Genomic DNA, 15,247 nt, shown 5'->3' with positions numbered 1-15,247 from the left:
GGGCCAGACGGAGGCACTGGGCCAGACGGGGGCCACGGACCGGCCGCGCCGGTGGTGGTGCTGCCGCTGTCCGCTCGCACCCCGGCGCAGCTCACCACGGCGGCGCAGCGGCTGGCGGCGGCGCTGCGGGCGCCGGACGCGCCCCCGCTGGCCGACGTCGCGCACACCCTGGCCACCGGCCGCGCCACCCTCGCCACTCGCGCCTACGTCACCGCCACCACCCACGAGGAAGCCGCCACAGCACTGGAAACCCTGGCCTCCACCCACAAGGAACCCACCACACGGGAGACCCCCGCCACCACCCACAAGGAACCCACCGCACGGGAGACCGCCGCACCCTCGCGGGCCCCCGCCGGCACCCGATCCGCCCTGGGCGAGGCGTGGAAGGCGGGCCAGGACGTCACGTGGCCGGCGGGCGGACGACGCGTCCACCTCCCGACGTACCCCTTCGCGGGGGACGACCACGGCGCCCTCACCCTGGGCGCCCCGCAGACGACCGAGGAGCAGCCGCCGGATGACCGGGAGGCGGCGGTGACCGAGCTGTTCATGACCACCCTGGCCCTGTCCGACCGCGCGGACCTCGGCAAGACGTACTTCACGGCCGGCGGCGACTCCCTGACCGCCGTCTTCCTGGTCACCGAGCTGCGCGACCGCTTCGGCCTGGACGCCCCCATCGAGCTCTTCCTCGGCGAACAACCCCTCGACCGGCTCATCGCCCAGGTCCTGCGCGGCCCGGACGACGACCTCCTCGGCGACCTCCTCGACGAGCTGGAACGATGAGACGCCGGCCGGACCCGGACGAGCTCGACCGGCTGGACCTGCTCGACCCGCACCTGCACGCCACCCACGACCTCACCCCGATCTGGCGCTGGCTGCGCGCCAACGACCCGGTACACGAGCACGAGAGCTTCTGGAGCGTCACCCGGCACGCCGACGTGCTGCGCGTCGTGCGCGCCCCGGCCACATTCACCTCGCTCCGGGGCAACATGCTCCGTACCCTCCTGCGCGGCCACGACCCGGGCGCGGGCCGGATGCTGGTCGTCACGGACGGCCCGCCGCACACCCGCCTGCGCCATCTCCTGACGCCCGGGTTCGGCCCGCGCGCCCTCGGCGCCGTCACCGACTCGATCGCCGTGGCCACCAGAGAGCTGCTCGGCACCCTGGTACGGCGCGGCGGCGGTGACTTCGTGGCCGAGGTGGCCGCCCAGGTGCCGCTGCGCGCGATCTGCGAGCTGCTCGGCGTCCCCGAGGGCGACCGGCAACGCGTCCTGAGGCTGACCGGCGAGGCCATGCTGGGCGAGAGCCCGGACTCCACGACCGGCACGCCGCTGCCCGCCAGGATCGCCCAGAGCGAGATCCTGCTCTACTACACCCGCCTGGCCGCGGAACGCCGCGCGGCCCCCGGCGACGACGTCATCAGCCTCCTGGTCGGAAGCGACCTGACCGAGGAGGAGGTGCTGCTCAACTGCTACAACCTCATCATCGGCGGCGACGAGACCGCCAGGCTGGCGATGGCCGGCGGCGTGCTGGCGCTGGCCACGTACGGCGAGCAGTGGGAGCGCCTGCGCGCGGACCCCGCGCTCATCGGCCCGGCGGCCGAGGAGATCCTGCGCTGGACGACGCCCGCCGCCCACGTGGGCAGGCTCGCCACGCGGGACGCCGAGCTGGGCGGGCGCCGGATCGCGGCCGGTGACGTGGTCGCGCTGTGGACCGTGTCGGCCAACCGCGACGAGACCGTCTTCGACGAGCCCGACCGCTTCGACGTGGGCAGGACGCCGAACAGGCACCTGACGTTCGGCCACGGCCCGCACTTCTGCCTGGGCGCCGAGCTGGCCCGCGCCGAGTTGCGCGCCCTGCTGGCCGAGCTGCGGGCGAGCGTGCGGGCCTTCGAGGTGACCGGGCCGGTGACCTGGCTGCCGTCGAACTTCATCAACGGCGTCGCCGCGCTTCCCGTCGCGCTGGAGCCCTCGAACAGGCCGTGAGCCGGCCACTGGAATAGCCTGGAAGTATGTCCGTGCACCTGAACCACACGATCGTGGAAGCCAAGGACAGAGACGCGACGGCGGCCTTCCTGACCGATGTCCTCGGTCTGGAGCCGGCGCCGGTCTACGGCCCGTTCCGCGTCGTCTCGCTCGGCAACGACGTCTCGCTGGACGTCGTCCAGGCGGGTGAGACCGTTCATCCGCAGCATTACGCGTTCCTGGTCGGCGAGGAGGAGTTCGACCAGATCTGGGGCCGGATCAAGGAGCGCAGGCTGACGTACTGGGCCGATCCGCACCACCACGAGCCGGAGCGGATCAACACCCGTGACGGCGGGCGCGGCCTCTACTGGTCCGATCCCAACGGCCACAACCTGGAGATCATCACGGTCCCGTACGGCGGCGGCTAGACCCGCGCCTCCTCGATCGCCCGCGAGGGCGGGCGGTCAGGGCGCGAGTGCCTCCAGCGCCTCCTCGGCCCGGCTCATCGCCTCCTTGACGCCGGTCGTGACGATCTCGCGGTCGAACTGCAGGTCGTGGAAGACGTCCGTCACACCGCTCGCGGCCAACTCGTCGACGTCGGCCCTGATCTGCTCGTACGTGCCCATCAGCGGACGGCGCTCACCGCCCGCCCTGACCTGCGTGACGCCGCGGCACGCGAACCGGAACGCGCTCGCGTCCCGCCCCGACGCGGCCAGCTCCGCCTTGATCAGCTCCACCTGGCCGCCGATGGCCGTCAGGTCGGTTCTGCTGGCGCTGACCCAGCCGTCGGCCAGCCGCCCGGCGCGGCGCAGCGCGGGCTCGGCGGCGCCGCCGAGCAGGATCGGTGGCGGGCCTGGCAGCGGCTTGGGGTCGATGTGGGACGGCGGCACCCGGTAGAACTCGCCGGCGTGCTCCACCACGTCGTCCGCCCACGCCTTGCGCAGCACCTCGACGAACTCCTCGACCCTGCGCCCGCGCCCGCCGAAGGCCACCCCCGACGCCTCGAACTCCTCCGGCAGCCAGCCCAGCCCGATGCCGGCCGTGACCCGGCCGCCCGAGATCGTCTGCAGCGTGGCCAGCTGTTTGGCCAGCAGCACCGGCTGGACGTACGCGTTGATGACCGCGACAGAGAGCCTGATCCTGCTCGTCGCGCCGGCCACGTGCGCCAGCGTGATCAGCGGGTCGTGCACGCTGCGGTAGGTCGGCCCCATGGTGTGCCCGACGGGATACAGCAGCCGCTGGAACGTCCACAGCTCGTGATAGCCGAGTTCCTCCGCTCGCGTGGCGATGCGGCGCATGTTCTCCGGTGTGGCCCAGGGCCCCGACTGCGGAAGGGCGAAACCGATTCTCATACCCCTAGTCTGTACGAGTGGGTCTGGAGGAGGAGCTGGTAGGTATCGCCGCGGCGTACGGCGGCACCGGAGCGCCGGTGTTGCACGCGACGCGCACGGATGTCGTGGTGTTACGCAGGGGCGAGGTGGTGGTCAAGGCACATTCCGCGCGCGACGACCCTGAGTCGTTGCGGATCAGGCTGCGGGCCGTCGCCTCGGCCGCGGTCAACGGCGTGATGCTGGCCCCGCTCGATCCCGAGGTGCTGTCGGCCGGGGGCCGCGCGGTGACGGTGTGGCCAGCGGGCCGTCCCGTCGCGCAGGACGACCCAGGTTCGGCCCCCTGGGAGGAGGGCGCCAGGCTGCTGGCCAGGCTGCACGCGATCCCCCTCACCCTGATGCCCGTGCTGCCCGCCGCCGGAGGCCCCGCGCGGGCCGCCCGCGCGGTGGACCGGATGGCCGGCGACGGCCCCGTGGAGCAGTTGATCAGGCGGGTGTTCAAGGAGCTGCCAGAGCCGGCGCCGCTGCCGAAGCTGCTCACGCACGGTGACTGGCACCTGGGGCAGCTCGTCCACCGGGACGGCTGGCGACTCATCGACGTCGACGACCTCGGCGTCGGCGACCCGGCGTGGGACCTGGCCAGGCCCGCCGCCTGGTACGCCGCGGGGCTGCTCGAACCTGACGTGTGGGAGCGGTTCCTGGGGGCGTATCTGGGCTCCGGCGGGCCCGCGCTCGGCCAGGGGCACGACCCCTGGGAGCGGCTCGACCTGCCGGCCAGGGCCCTGACCGTGCAGCTGGCCGCCGTGGCCGTGCTCAACGCCGGGCGGGAAGGCCGGGAACTCGACGAGGTCGAACATTCGTTGGTCGAATCGTGCAACAGAATCGTCCGAGCGTGACGGGGTTGCGCGGGGTAGGTTTCATCCTGGAGACCTCATAGCCAAGGAGAGCGACTTAGATGCAGTGCCCTAAGTGCCGCGGGAACATGCGGACCTACGAGCGCAACGGCGTCCACATCGAGCAGTGCGACAACTGCCGTGGGATCTTCCTGGACTACGGCGAGCTGGAGACGCTGAGCCGGATGGAGACGCAGTATCACGCGCCTCCGCCGCCCGGACCGGCCCCCGGTCCCGCTTGGGGCGCGCCGCACGGCGGCCACGGTGGCCACGGGGGTCACTACGGCCACCGCGGCCAGCGCAGCTGGGTGGGCATGCTCTTCTCCACCTGATCGAAACCTGATCGGAGCAGGGCCGCGCGTCCGCGGGATGCGCGGCCCCCACCAGGATCGCCTGGGTGAAAGGGCTCGTCAGGTGGGGAAGTCCTCCGGGTCCACCTGCGAGGTGCGGGCGTTGCCGCCCGAGATGGCGTGCAGCGTGATCCGCCAGTCGTGCCAGCGGATCTGCGTCGCGGTGAAGGTCGTCTTGAACGTCACCGTCTTCTGGAACCGCTCGAAACTGCAGTCCCGCGTGAACGCCCTGCTCTTGGCGTCCCAGTCCACGCCGTGCGTGAAGTAGATCTTGTAGTTGCCGTCCCGTACGCCCTTGACCTTGAACTTGGTCTTCTTGCGCACGTACACGCTGAACGCCTTGCTGCCACCCCTCATGACGGTGATCACGGCGTCGCTGGCGCCGCCGTTGTCGATCTCCAGGGAGCTGCGGCCGTTGAGGGTGCCCTGGCGGATGAACGAGCCGTTGCTCAGCCGCCTGGTCCGGCGGTCGGCGGCCTTCACGTCGACGACGTCGGCGGGGAAGTCCCCGGCGCTCTGCAGGGCCTCGCCGGCCTCGTCGAGCGCGGCGAGCCGGTCGTCGAGGTCGGTGAGCACCGCTGAGGACGTGCAGAGGTCCCGCGCGCCGACCTTGCCGGCCGTCGAGCCCAACTCGGTGGCGAGGTCACGCAGGCTGGAGACGTACGTGTCGTGCTGGGCGCGTACGGCGTCGGGCGGGGTGATCGCGGCCAGCGCGTCGGCGGCGCCGCTCAGTGCCTCCTCGGCCCGGCCGACCCGCTGGTCCAGTGTCTTGACCCCGCGCGCGCCCGCCACGGCGTCGATCGCGCCGGCCATCGACTTGTGCCGGCGGTCGAGCTCCTCCTTGTACGCCTCGGGGGTCAGCGCGGTGGGGCTCGGGCTGCTCGCCACCGTGCCACCGCCGTTGGGGACGGCCCCGTCGCTGCCGCCGGCCACACCGCTGACCTTCGGCTCGCCACCTGTCGGTGAGGGCACGGACGACGAGCACGCGGTGAGCGTCGCTAACGCGAGAACGCAGGAGATCAACCGGGGTGCTGCCACCTGCCACACTATCGCCCGGTTGCTCCCTAAACGTCAATCATGATTCGGTCAGTCCGACCTCCCGGTCCTGCCGCAACCAGCGGGTGATGCCGAGCGTCTCCAGGAACGGCAGATCGTGGCCGGCCACGATGAGCGCCCCCCGGTACGACGCCAGCGCCTGGGCGAGCTGACGGACGCTGGGCATGTCCAGGTTGTTCGTCGGCTCGTCGAGCAGGAGCAGCTGGGGCGGCGGCTCCGCCGACAGCAGGGCGGCCAGCGTGGCGCGGAACCGCTCGCCACCCGACAGCGTGCCGACGGCCTGGTTGACCCGCTCACCCCGGAACAGGAAGCGCGCCAGCCGCGCCCGCACGTCGTTCACCGAGGCCGACGGCGCCAGGGCGCGGACGTTGTCCACCACGCTGAGCCGGTCGTCCAGCAGGTCGAGCCGCTGGGGCAGGTAGCGCACCGGCACGTGGGCGCCGTGCTCGACGATCCGCTTGAGCAGCGTGGTCTTGCCCGAGCCGTTCGGGCCGAGCAGCGCGATGCGCTCGGGCCCGCGAATGACCAGCGTCTCCAGCACGCGCACCGCCTCACCGGCCTTCTCCCCCGCTTCCGCCTCGTTTGCCACGCCACCACCGGCTTCCCCAACCGAATCGACCACCTGGCACTCCTTGGCCTCCCTGGTCTCACTGGTCTCACTGGCCCGAGGGCCGGAGGGTGGTGAGAGGGGGAGGGTGAGGACCGTGCGGCCGGCGGGGACCTCGGTGCCCGGCAACGGGATGCGGATCTCGTCGTCGTCGCGTACGGCCTGCTCGGCCTCGGTCAGCCGCTCCCGCGCCTCCTCCAGTTTCTCCGTGTGCAGGGTGCGCTGCTTGCCCGCGGACACCTGGGCCTTCCGCTTGAGACCGTTCGCGACGATCTTCGGCACCTTCTTGTTCTCGAACGCCTTCCTTCCGTAACGCAGGCTCCTGTCCATCTTGGTCCTGGCCTCGATGAGTTCGCGTTGCTGCCGTCGTACCTCGCCTTCCGCGACGCGTACGGTGCGCTCGGCGGCCTCCTGCTCGGCGGCGACCTGCTCCTCGTAGCGGGTCAGGTTGCCGCCGTACATGCGTACGACGCCATCGCGCAGCTCGGCGACCTGGTCGACCAGCTCCAGCAGTGCCCGGTCGTGGCTGACGACCAGCAGCACACCCGGCCAGGAGTCGACGGCGGCGTAGAGCCGTTCCCGCGCGTCCAGGTCGAGGTTGTTGGTGGGCTCGTCGAGCAGCAGCACCTCGGGCCGTTTCAGCAGTTGCGCGGCCAGCGCGACCATGATGGTCTCGCCGCCGGAGAGCGTGCCGACCGTGCGGTCGAGGCCGATGTGGCCGAGTCCGAGCCGGTCGAGCTCGGCGAGCGCGCGCTCCTCGACGTCCCAGTCGTCCCCGACCGCGGCGAAGTGCTCCTCGGCCACGTCGCCGCCCTCGATGGCGTGCAGCGCCGCCCGCTTCCCGCTGATCTCCAGCAGGTCGGGCACGGTACGGCGGGCGGCCAGCGGGACGTTCTGCGGCAGGTATCCCACCTCACCCCAGACCGACACCGATCCGGACAGCGGGACCAGCTCACCGGCGATGATCCTCAGCAGCGTGGACTTGCCCGACCCGTTGACCCCGATAAGCCCGGTACGTCCGGCGGGGAACGCGGCGTCGAGGCAGTCGAGCACGGTCGTGCCGTCGGACCAGCCGAAGGACACATGATCAACAACAATGGAAAAAGGCATAAGGCGGCTCCCGTCACAAACGTCGAAATTTCGTGACTTGGCGGGAATCACCGCAGATGCGTGCGACACACGGGAACTCGCGGAGTTCGCGATGAGGGCGAGGATCTCGCCGAGGTCCAGGTGTGCGCGCATGCCCATGCTCATCGGCAGGGCGGAACGGCGCGGTGCCCGCGACCTCAGATCCTCACGTCAACAGCCCCCACGGCTCGGCGATAAGATGTTGGGGAGTCTATGCGAGCCGCGGTCTAACCGGCAAGGTGACGTGCCCGGTGCGCCGCCACGTTGACCCTGTTGGCGCAGGCCAGTGAGCAGAACCGGCGCCGCCCGTTGCGCGAGGTGTCGACGTAGACGGTCGCGCAGCCCTCCCTGTCGCAGCGCCCCAGGCGGCGGCCGCCGGCGAACGACATCGCCATGGCCAGTCCCCCCGCCGAGGTGTCCTTCGCCCTGGAGACGACGTCGGCGTCGTGGGAGTAGAAGTGCAGGTGCGGCTCGCCGCACGACCCCTTCGCCCTGACCGTCGTCTCGTCCCACCGCACCTCCGAGGGCGTCGTGTCGTACTTACGGTGCGCCTGCGGCGCCTGGGAGGTGCGCACGGCGAACCTGGTCGCCACGGCCGCCCCGCGCCGCTCCCGGAAACGATCCGGAAACGTCGACTGATACGGGGATGTGGTCCTAGAGTCTGGTCAACACCCCCAGGAGGTCAGGTATGGCAAGCATTCCCTCCCTGCTGCGCGATCGGATCGCGGCGACCCCGGACGCGGAGGCGTACCGGACGCCCTCGGACGACGGCTGGGCCTCGCTTTCGTGGCGGGAGGTGGGCGAGCAGGTGCGCGGGCTGGCCCTGGGCCTGGCCGAGCTCGGCGCCGGCCCCGGCAGGCGCGTGTCGATCCTGTGCTCGACCCGGCTCGAATGGATCCTCGCCGACCTGGCGGTGCTGGCCACGGGGGCGGCCACGACCACGATCTACCCGTCCAACACGGCCGCCGAGTCCGCCTTCGTCATCACCGACTCCGGCAGCACGATCGTCATCGCCGAGAACGACGACCAGGTCGCCAAGCTCCTCTCCGTGCGGAAGGAGCTGCCCGACGTCACGCACGTGGTGGTCGTCGACGGCTCGCCGAGCGACGACGGGTGGGTGATCACGTTCGACTCGTTGAGCGGCCAGGGCGACGGCGACTACGACGCGATGGTCGACGCCATCGCCCAGGACGACCTGGCGACGCTCATCTACACCTCGGGCACCACCGGCCGCCCCAAGGGCGTGGAGCTGACCCACGACAACTGGCTCTACACCGCGAGCGCCGTGCGCGAGCTCGGCATGATCTCCGGGGACGACCTGCACTTCCTGTGGCTGCCGCTGTCCCACTCGTTCGGCAAGCTGCTGGAGGTGGTGATGATCGGCATCGGCGTGCCGACCGCGATCGACGGCCGCCTCGACAAGATCGCCGACAATCTCGGCGTGCTGCGGCCGACGTTCATGGCGGCCGCGCCGCGCATCTTCGAGAAGATCCACAACACCGTAGCCGCCACCCAGGAGCGCGAGGGCGGCGTCAAGCTGAAGATCTTCAACTGGGCGCGGGCGACCGGCATCAGGGTCAGCAGGGCCCGTCAGGCAGGGAAGGCCGTCCCGCTGACCACCAGGATCGAGTACGCCCTGGCAGACCGCCTGGTGTTCACCAAGTTGCGGACCAGGTTCGGCGGCCGGATCCGGTTCTTCATCTCCGGGGCGGCCCCGCTGTCGAAGGACATCGCCGAGTTCTTCGACGGCGCCGGTCTGACGATCCTCGAGGGCTACGGCCTCACCGAGTCCTCGGCGGGCAGCTTCCTCAACCGGCCGGAGTCGGTGCGCTTCGGCACGGTCGGGCCGCCGTTCCCCGGCACCGAGGTCCGCATCGACGACGACGGCGAGATCCTGATCGGCGGGCGCGGCGTCATGCGCGGCTACCACGGCCTGCCGGAGGAGACGGCCCAGACGCTGGAGGACGGCTGGCTGCGTACCGGCGACATCGGTGAGCTGGACTCGGCCGGGCGGCTGACCATCACCGACCGCAAGAAGGAGCTGATCAAGACCTCGGGCGGCAAGTACATCGCGCCGACGTACCTGGAGGGCCGGCTCAAGGCGGCCTGCCCGTACGTGTCGCACGTGTTCGTCCACGGCGACCGGCGCAACTACGTCACGGCGCTGGTCACGCTCGACATGGAGGTGACCGGGCCGTGGGCGGCGGCGGAGTCGCTGCCGGCCGACCCGGAGGAGTTGCGCGTGCACCCGCGCATGCTGGCGGAGGTGCGCAAGGCCGTCGAACGGGTCAACGCGGACCAGGCGAGCTACGCGACGATCAAGAAGTTCGCGATCCTGGCGGAGGACTTCACGGTGGAGACGGGAGAGCTGACGCCCAGCCTCAAGATCAAGCGGAAGGCCGTCGAGGAGCGCCACGGCGGTACGCTCGACTCCTTCTACGCCTGATCCCCGTGATCTCCCATCTCCCGGTGCGGCCACGGCACTGCGACGCGCAGGCCATGATGCACGCCATCCGCTACTACGAGTATTTCGAGGACGCCTTCCTCGACTGGCTCGGCGCGAGAGGCGGCTACGACCGGCTCCGGCGCGAGGGAGCCGACCTGGTGGTCAAGGCGAGCGGCTGCGAGCATCACGCACCCGCCCGCCTCGGCGACGTACTGGCCGTGGAGAGCGCGCCGGCCCGGGTCGGCACCACGTCACTGACGATGACCTTCACCGTACGGAGAGAGGGCGAACTGGTGGCCGTCGGCACGATCACGTACGTGTGCGTACGCGACGGGGTGGCGGCCCCGCTGCCCGGCATGCTCACAACACCCCCTTAGTCAGAAGGGAAGCCAGCCGATGCGGCCGTGCCAGGTGCCGCCGGCCGCGAGGTGGTCGGCGATGGCCCGCTCCAGCCGCGTGCGGCGCGGCAGCTCGGCCAGGTCGGCCTCCCTCCCGAACACGAACGACAGCATCTCGCTGTCGTCGAACCTGTGCAGCAGGTGGAAACGGCGCTGGAAGGCGACGATGTTGGAGGATGCGGGCAGGTAGCCGGCGAGCTGGTCGTCCAGCACCCACGACCCGCACGTCATGACGCGCGGCCGCTCGCCGGGGAAGTGCCGGGGGAAGAAGCTCCTGGCCAGCTCGAACGACGCGTCGCACTCCTCGGGCGTCAGCGAGCCGTGGAAGTCGGGGATGTGCACGCCGAGCGACGGCGACCCGGGCTCCACCGGCAGCCCCGCGACCGTGACGGCCTCGCTCGCGGAGGGGCCGAGCACGGCCCTGTTGAACTGGAGCCGGCCGAGCTGGTAGAGGATCCCCCTGGCGTGCAGCATGAACCAGTCGGGCGCGTGCAGCCCGCCGGTGCCGTGGCGCTTGCGGTGCACGGCCATGTTGCGCCCCAGATCGGTGAACGTCGCCCAGGACACCTCCTCCGGAACGCCCAGCTCGCGATGGTATCTCCGGGTGTACGGCAGCGCGGCGAGATAGACGTGCACGTAGAAGTACGGCCCCAGCTCCGGCAGCGGCACGAACCGCGGCGGGTCCTCCACCCGGCCCATCGTGGACACGAGCGAGTGCACGCACCGCTCCAACAGCCACCACCGCGGGCCGCCCGGCTCGGGGCGATCCGCGATGACGGCGTTGACGTCCTCGTGCGGGACGGTGAGCCTGAGCAGCTCCGAGGGGAGATCGTCGGGGAAGGTGACGTCGAAGCCACCCAGGGACTCGAGGTGCTCGAGCCAGGCGGGGTGGGGGCGCAGCAGGAGTTCGACCTTCATTCCGGTCAGCCTAGCCGCGCCCGGTAGATCGCCCTCGCCTGCTCGAGCAGGGACATGTGGTCACCGAACTGGAGTGGGCTCGCCAGGCGGCCGTGCTGCCTGATCAGGTCCTCCAGCAGGTCGAGCCACTCCAGGCACCAGCGCACGTCCTCCTCCCTGGCGACCTGCCTGCCGTCCACGTCCACGTAGACGGGGCTGGTGAGGGCGTACCCGGTGGAGGTCATGGTGCGGGGGTGGGGGTCGCACAGGACCTCGGCCACCACGTACGTCGGCCCGTCCAGCCGCAGGTCGGCCGTCACGCTCAGCGCCTCGTCCCGGCCGCCGTCCTCGTCCCGCAGCCGCTCCCCTCCCGCCCGCACGCCATCGGCGGTACGGATGCGCACGGCCGCCACCTCGGGCCCGATCGCGCGGGCGGTGACGCTGATCCGGTCGCCCCGGCGGGCCTGGATGACGTGGCCGGGGCCGTGGCCGTTGACCGACAGCTCCAGCCAGGGCCCGGTGGTGGCGAACGTACGGCCCGCGCGTACGGCGGCGGCGAACGCCCGGGCGGTCAGCGGCCCGTCGGTGCGGGCGTAGACGCGGGCCCAGCCGGGCGGGTTCGACTGGTTGTCCGAGCGGGTGAAGGAGATCATCGCGTCCGTCCCCGCGGTCACCGCGAGCCGGTTGCCCGCGCCGATCAGCCGCCGGTACACCGCGGCCGTCGACGCGATCGAGGCGTGGGTGAGCACGTCGAGGCTGTCCACGAGCCCGAGCGCGGCGTCGGCGACCAGCTCGCGGGCGGCGCAGTTGCGCGGGACCGGCGAGACGACGCCCTGGGGCGGCGCGCCGTCGGTGATCGGCGTGCGGAACGGGTGGCTGTAGCCGACGAGCGCCCCGAGCCCGCGTAGCTCCCGCAGCCCGTCGGCGTTGGGCGGCCAGTCCGCGTCGCCGTCGAACCCGGTGTGGAAGCGGGCCGGGGCGGCGCGCGGCGCGAAGGCGTAGACGTGGCCGAGCAGGTCGTTGCGGTATTCGACGCCCATCCTGGCCAGGTGCGTGGCGTCGGACCACGGCAGGTCCTCACCCGTCCACTGTTCGAGGGCCTCGCGGTCGTAGACGCGCCGGCCGGAGACGTTGCCGGCCAGCAGGTTGAGCACGTGCAGGTCCTCGCCGTGCTGCGCGGCGGCGGCGTCCGCGGGGACGCTCACTACGTCGCCGCCCCAGTTGAGGTGGACGTGCATGTCGGCGCCGTACCAGCCGCGGGCGGCGGCGTCGTAGAGGCGTTCGGGGGTGAGGCCGATCAGGTGTTCCTCGCCTGGCTCCGGCCTGAGCTCCAGCTCCTTCCTGTCGTGCTCCATGCCCCTGGTGACGGTGATCGTGAGCGGGTGGGCGGGGACCTCGACGACGACGTCGTCGCCGTGGAAGTACGGGCGGCCGTGGAAGTCGTAGCGGTGCGGGGTGCCGGGCGGGTACCAGCCCTGGCCGTCCCAGCTCATGACGCTCCACCGGCAGGGCATCCCGGCCACGAGGCGGAGCCTGGCGGAGTGGGTGGGGCGCAGGAGGGTGTTGAGGCGCACCCGCCTGCCGTCGATGAGGACCATGCTGCCGTGGTCCGCCTCGACCAGCCAGGCGCCGCGGGGACCCAGCTCGCGCTTCAGGTCGTCCACGATGACCCGGCACGAGTGGTCGCGGCTGGAGTCGATGAGCAGGGAGATCCCCTCCTCACCGCGGTCGGGCAGCGGTATCGGCGGCGTGTGCCGCTTACCGTCGCCTTTGTTCTGGCGTGGCGGGTAGGCGGTGGGCAGCAGGACGGTCCTCGGCGTGCCTTCGACCTCGACCCCGTCCGGGATCACCCGTACGGCGACGAGGTGCGCGGGCAACTCCCCGTCGAGGGTGTCACGCAGCACCCGGTCGTAGTCGGGCTCGTCCAGACGGGTGGCGAGCCGGTCGGGCGGCTCGCCGGGGTGAGTCTCGGCGACCGACTTGCAGACGAGCTCCCAGAAGCGGTCGAAGAGCGCGGGCGGCAGCACCCGGCGCCTGGCGAAGAACTTCACATAGTGGTTCTCCGGTTCGCCCCAGGTGATCCCGTGCTCCCCCAGCAGCCGGCCGTACTCCTCCAGAGCCCCCGCCACCTTGCCGGGCAGCATCGGTTCCGCGCACATTCGCACCTCTCCCAAGTCGGTTCCGCGACATCGTGGCACGCCGCAACAGGAGGACCGACGGAGTGTGACGTTGCGGATACGGATACTTCAGCCCGGGAGGAAGGTATCTCCACCCCCGGTGGGTATCCGGCTGCGCCGCCTGGTGGCAGGAAAAGGTCAGGAGCGCTTGAACGCGGACAGAAGGCGATCGGCCGCGAGAGAGGGGGTCAGCTTGCCAGACAGGACCTCGCGTTCCACCTCCTCGCTGATCGCCGCGACCTCGGGATCGTTGCGCAGCTCGGACAGCAGCCGCTCACGTACGAGGGTCCAGGTCCACTGGACCTGCTGGCGGCGGCGCTTGACGGCCAGGTCGAGCGCGTCCTGGTGGGCCACGACGTGCCGCCAGAGCTTCTCCAGGCCGTCGCCGGTGAGGCCGCTGCAGGTGAGCACGGGCGGCGGGGCGGTGTCGGAGCGCAGCATGCGCAGCGCGCCGGCCAGCTCGCGAGCTGCCTTCCTGGCGGGGAGCTGGTGCTCGCCGTCGGCCTTGTTGACCGCGATGACGTCGGCCAGCTCCAGCACGCCCTTCTTGATCCCCTGCAGCTGGTCGCCGGTGCGGGCCAGGGTGAGCAGCAGGAACGTGTCCACCATGTCGGCCACCGCGGTCTCCGACTGCCCGACGCCGACGGTCTCGACCAGGACGACGTCGAAGCCTGCCGCCTCGACCACGATCATGGCCTCCCTGGTCGCCTTGGTGACGCCGCCCAGCGTGCCGGAGGTCGGCGACGGGCGGATGAAGGCGGCGGGATCGACCGCCAGGCGGGCCATGCGGGTCTTGTCCCCCAGGATGCTGCCGCCCGTCCTGCTGGAGGACGGGTCCACGGCCAGCACGGCGACCTTGTGCCCCTGCCCGGTAAGGAGAGTTCCGAGCGTGTCGATGAACGTGGACTTCCCCACACCGGGCACGCCCGAGATGCCGACCCTGCGCGCGTGCCCGGTCAGCGGGGTCAGCTCGACGAGCAGCCGCTGCGCCAGAGCCATGTGGTCGGGCCTGGTCGACTCGACCAGCGTGATCGCCCTGGCGATCCACGTACGGGAGCCCGTACGTACGCCGTCGGCGTAGTCCTCCAGCGAGTGCATCCTGTTTCCCCCCTTTCTTCTTGTTGATCAGCCTAACTTCTGACAAGTCTTGACCTTTGCCAGTAGGGTGCTGGAGTTCAGCTCAGCCGTCACAGGAGTCACTCCCCTCATGCCCAACGTCGAACCCCTGCGCGAGGGCGACCCGGCAGCGGTGGGACCCTACCGGCTGGTCGGGCGGCTGGGCGCGGGCGGCCACGGTGTCGTCTATCTCGGCCAGGCCCGCAACGGGACACCCGTCGCCGTCAAGGTGCTGCGCGAGGGGCTGACCGACGGCGACCGCCTCGCCGAGGTGCTGGCGGCCGCGCGCCGGGTGGAGCCGTTCTGCCTGGCGCAGGTGCTCGACGCCGCCACGTCCGGCAGGCCGTACATCGTGGCCGAGTACGTGGACGGGCCCTCGCTCCAGCAGGTGGGCAGGCACGGCGGGGCGGATTTGCAGCGGCTCGCCGTGGCGACCGCGACCGCGCTGGACGCGATCCACCAGGCCGGGGCCGTGCACGCGGACTTCAAGCCTTCGAACGTGCTGCTCGGGGCCGACGGGCCGCGGGTGGTGGACTTCTGCGTCGCGGGGGCGTTCGCCTCGGGGATCAGCGCCACCAGCAACATCGTGGGGACGCCCGCGTACATGGCTCCCGAGCAGCTCGCGGGGAAGTCGGTGGGGGCGCCGGCGGACGTGTTCGCGTGGGCGTCGGTGATCGTGTTCGCGGCCACGGGGACGCCGCCGTTCGGCGACGACTCGCTGCCCGCGGTGATCAACCGCATACTGAACGACGAGCCGCAGACCGGCGACCTGCGGGGGCCGCTCCGCGAGGTCGTGTCCGCCTGCCTGGCCAAGGACCCGTCCGCCCGCCCGGCCATGCGCGACGTCCTCCTCCGCCTGGCCGCCCCCCTCCGCCACCCGTCCACCAAGC

General features: G+C 71.5%; 15 protein-coding genes. 8 read left to right on the top strand and 7 right to left on the bottom strand.

Translation table 11 applies throughout. The annotated features are described in order from the left end of the window. The 3 genes from ITP53_RS46185 to ITP53_RS46175 all read left to right on the top strand — a co-directional run. On the top strand, window positions 1-780 hold a 780-nt coding region (locus ITP53_RS46185), incomplete at its 5' end, for a CurL C-terminal domain-containing protein (protein WP_207757382.1). Beyond that, window positions 777-1,982, top strand: coding sequence for a cytochrome P450 (locus ITP53_RS46180; RefSeq protein WP_195901829.1), 1,206 nt, complete (start codon window positions 777-779; stop codon window positions 1,980-1,982). The genes ITP53_RS46185 and ITP53_RS46180, both read left to right, overlap by 4 nt. Window positions 1,983-2,008: 26 nt before the next feature. Then, entirely contained in the window at window positions 2,009-2,389 is a 381-nt protein-coding gene (locus ITP53_RS46175; RefSeq protein ID WP_195901828.1) for a VOC family protein, read from the top strand. A gap of 36 nt (window positions 2,390-2,425) precedes the next feature. Here ITP53_RS46175 and ITP53_RS46170 read toward each other — a convergent pair whose 3' ends face one another. Then, on the bottom strand, window positions 2,426-3,313 hold the full coding sequence (locus ITP53_RS46170; RefSeq protein WP_195901827.1) for a TIGR03619 family F420-dependent LLM class oxidoreductase: 888 nt from the start codon (window positions 3,311-3,313) through the stop codon (window positions 2,426-2,428). A 17-nt stretch (window positions 3,314-3,330) separates the two neighbouring features. Between ITP53_RS46170 and ITP53_RS46165 the strand changes: the two genes are divergently transcribed. Next, a complete protein-coding gene (locus ITP53_RS46165; protein ID WP_195901826.1) occupies window positions 3,331-4,185 on the top strand; it encodes a phosphotransferase family protein in 855 nt (284 codons plus the stop codon). A 59-nt stretch (window positions 4,186-4,244) separates the two neighbouring features. Next, window positions 4,245-4,514 carry a TFIIB-type zinc ribbon-containing protein gene (locus tag ITP53_RS46160; protein WP_195901825.1) on the top strand — a complete coding sequence of 90 codons (270 nt, stop codon included), beginning with the start codon at window positions 4,245-4,247 and terminating at the stop codon, window positions 4,512-4,514. 78 nt (window positions 4,515-4,592) lie between these two features. Here ITP53_RS46160 and ITP53_RS46155 read toward each other — a convergent pair whose 3' ends face one another. The 3 genes from ITP53_RS46155 to ITP53_RS60740 form a co-directional block, all read right to left on the bottom strand. Beyond that, window positions 4,593-5,570: a hypothetical protein gene (locus tag ITP53_RS46155; protein ID WP_195901824.1), complete on the bottom strand. Its 978-nt coding sequence runs from the start codon at window positions 5,568-5,570 to the stop codon at window positions 4,593-4,595. A gap of 37 nt (window positions 5,571-5,607) precedes the next feature. Continuing rightward, a complete protein-coding gene (locus tag ITP53_RS46150) occupies window positions 5,608-7,305 on the bottom strand; it encodes an ABC-F family ATP-binding cassette domain-containing protein (protein WP_195901823.1) in 1,698 nt (565 codons plus the stop codon). 245 nt (window positions 7,306-7,550) lie between these two features. Next, window positions 7,551-7,916: a CGNR zinc finger domain-containing protein gene (locus tag ITP53_RS60740; protein WP_195901822.1), complete on the bottom strand. Its 366-nt coding sequence runs from the start codon at window positions 7,914-7,916 to the stop codon at window positions 7,551-7,553. 95 nt (window positions 7,917-8,011) lie between these two features. Between ITP53_RS60740 and ITP53_RS46140 the strand changes: the two genes are divergently transcribed. Both ITP53_RS46140 and ITP53_RS46135 read left to right on the top strand, forming a co-directional pair. Then, window positions 8,012-9,769, top strand: a complete 1,758-nt coding sequence (locus ITP53_RS46140; RefSeq protein WP_195901821.1) for an AMP-dependent synthetase/ligase — start codon at window positions 8,012-8,014, stop codon at window positions 9,767-9,769. 5 nt (window positions 9,770-9,774) lie between these two features. After that, window positions 9,775-10,146 (top strand): acyl-CoA thioesterase, encoded by a 372-nt coding sequence (locus ITP53_RS46135; protein WP_195901820.1) that lies wholly within the window; start codon window positions 9,775-9,777, stop codon window positions 10,144-10,146. On the opposite strand, the gene ITP53_RS46130 is transcribed toward ITP53_RS46135, so the two are convergent. The 3 genes from ITP53_RS46130 to meaB form a co-directional block, all read right to left on the bottom strand. Then, window positions 10,147-11,085 (bottom strand): acyltransferase domain-containing protein, encoded by a 939-nt coding sequence (locus tag ITP53_RS46130; protein ID WP_195901819.1) that lies wholly within the window; start codon window positions 11,083-11,085, stop codon window positions 10,147-10,149. A 5-nt stretch (window positions 11,086-11,090) separates the two neighbouring features. Continuing rightward, complete coding sequence (locus ITP53_RS46125) at window positions 11,091-13,223, bottom strand: CehA/McbA family metallohydrolase (protein WP_195901818.1); 2,133 nt, start codon at window positions 13,221-13,223, stop codon at window positions 11,091-11,093. Window positions 13,224-13,379: 156 nt separating this feature from the next. Further along, complete coding sequence (meaB, locus tag ITP53_RS46120; protein ID WP_195901817.1) at window positions 13,380-14,339, bottom strand: methylmalonyl Co-A mutase-associated GTPase MeaB; 960 nt, start codon at window positions 14,337-14,339, stop codon at window positions 13,380-13,382. A gap of 109 nt (window positions 14,340-14,448) precedes the next feature. Here meaB and ITP53_RS46115 point away from each other — a divergent pair. Beyond that, a partial coding sequence (locus ITP53_RS46115; RefSeq protein ID WP_195901816.1) for a serine/threonine-protein kinase occupies window positions 14,449-15,247 on the top strand: 799 nt, incomplete at its 3' end.

It is taken from the genome of Nonomuraea cypriaca (assembly GCF_015645445.1).
In the GTDB taxonomy this organism is placed as follows: Bacteria; Actinomycetota; Actinomycetes; order Streptosporangiales; family Streptosporangiaceae; genus Nonomuraea; species Nonomuraea cypriaca.
This window is presented reverse-complemented; position numbering and strand designations above follow the sequence as displayed.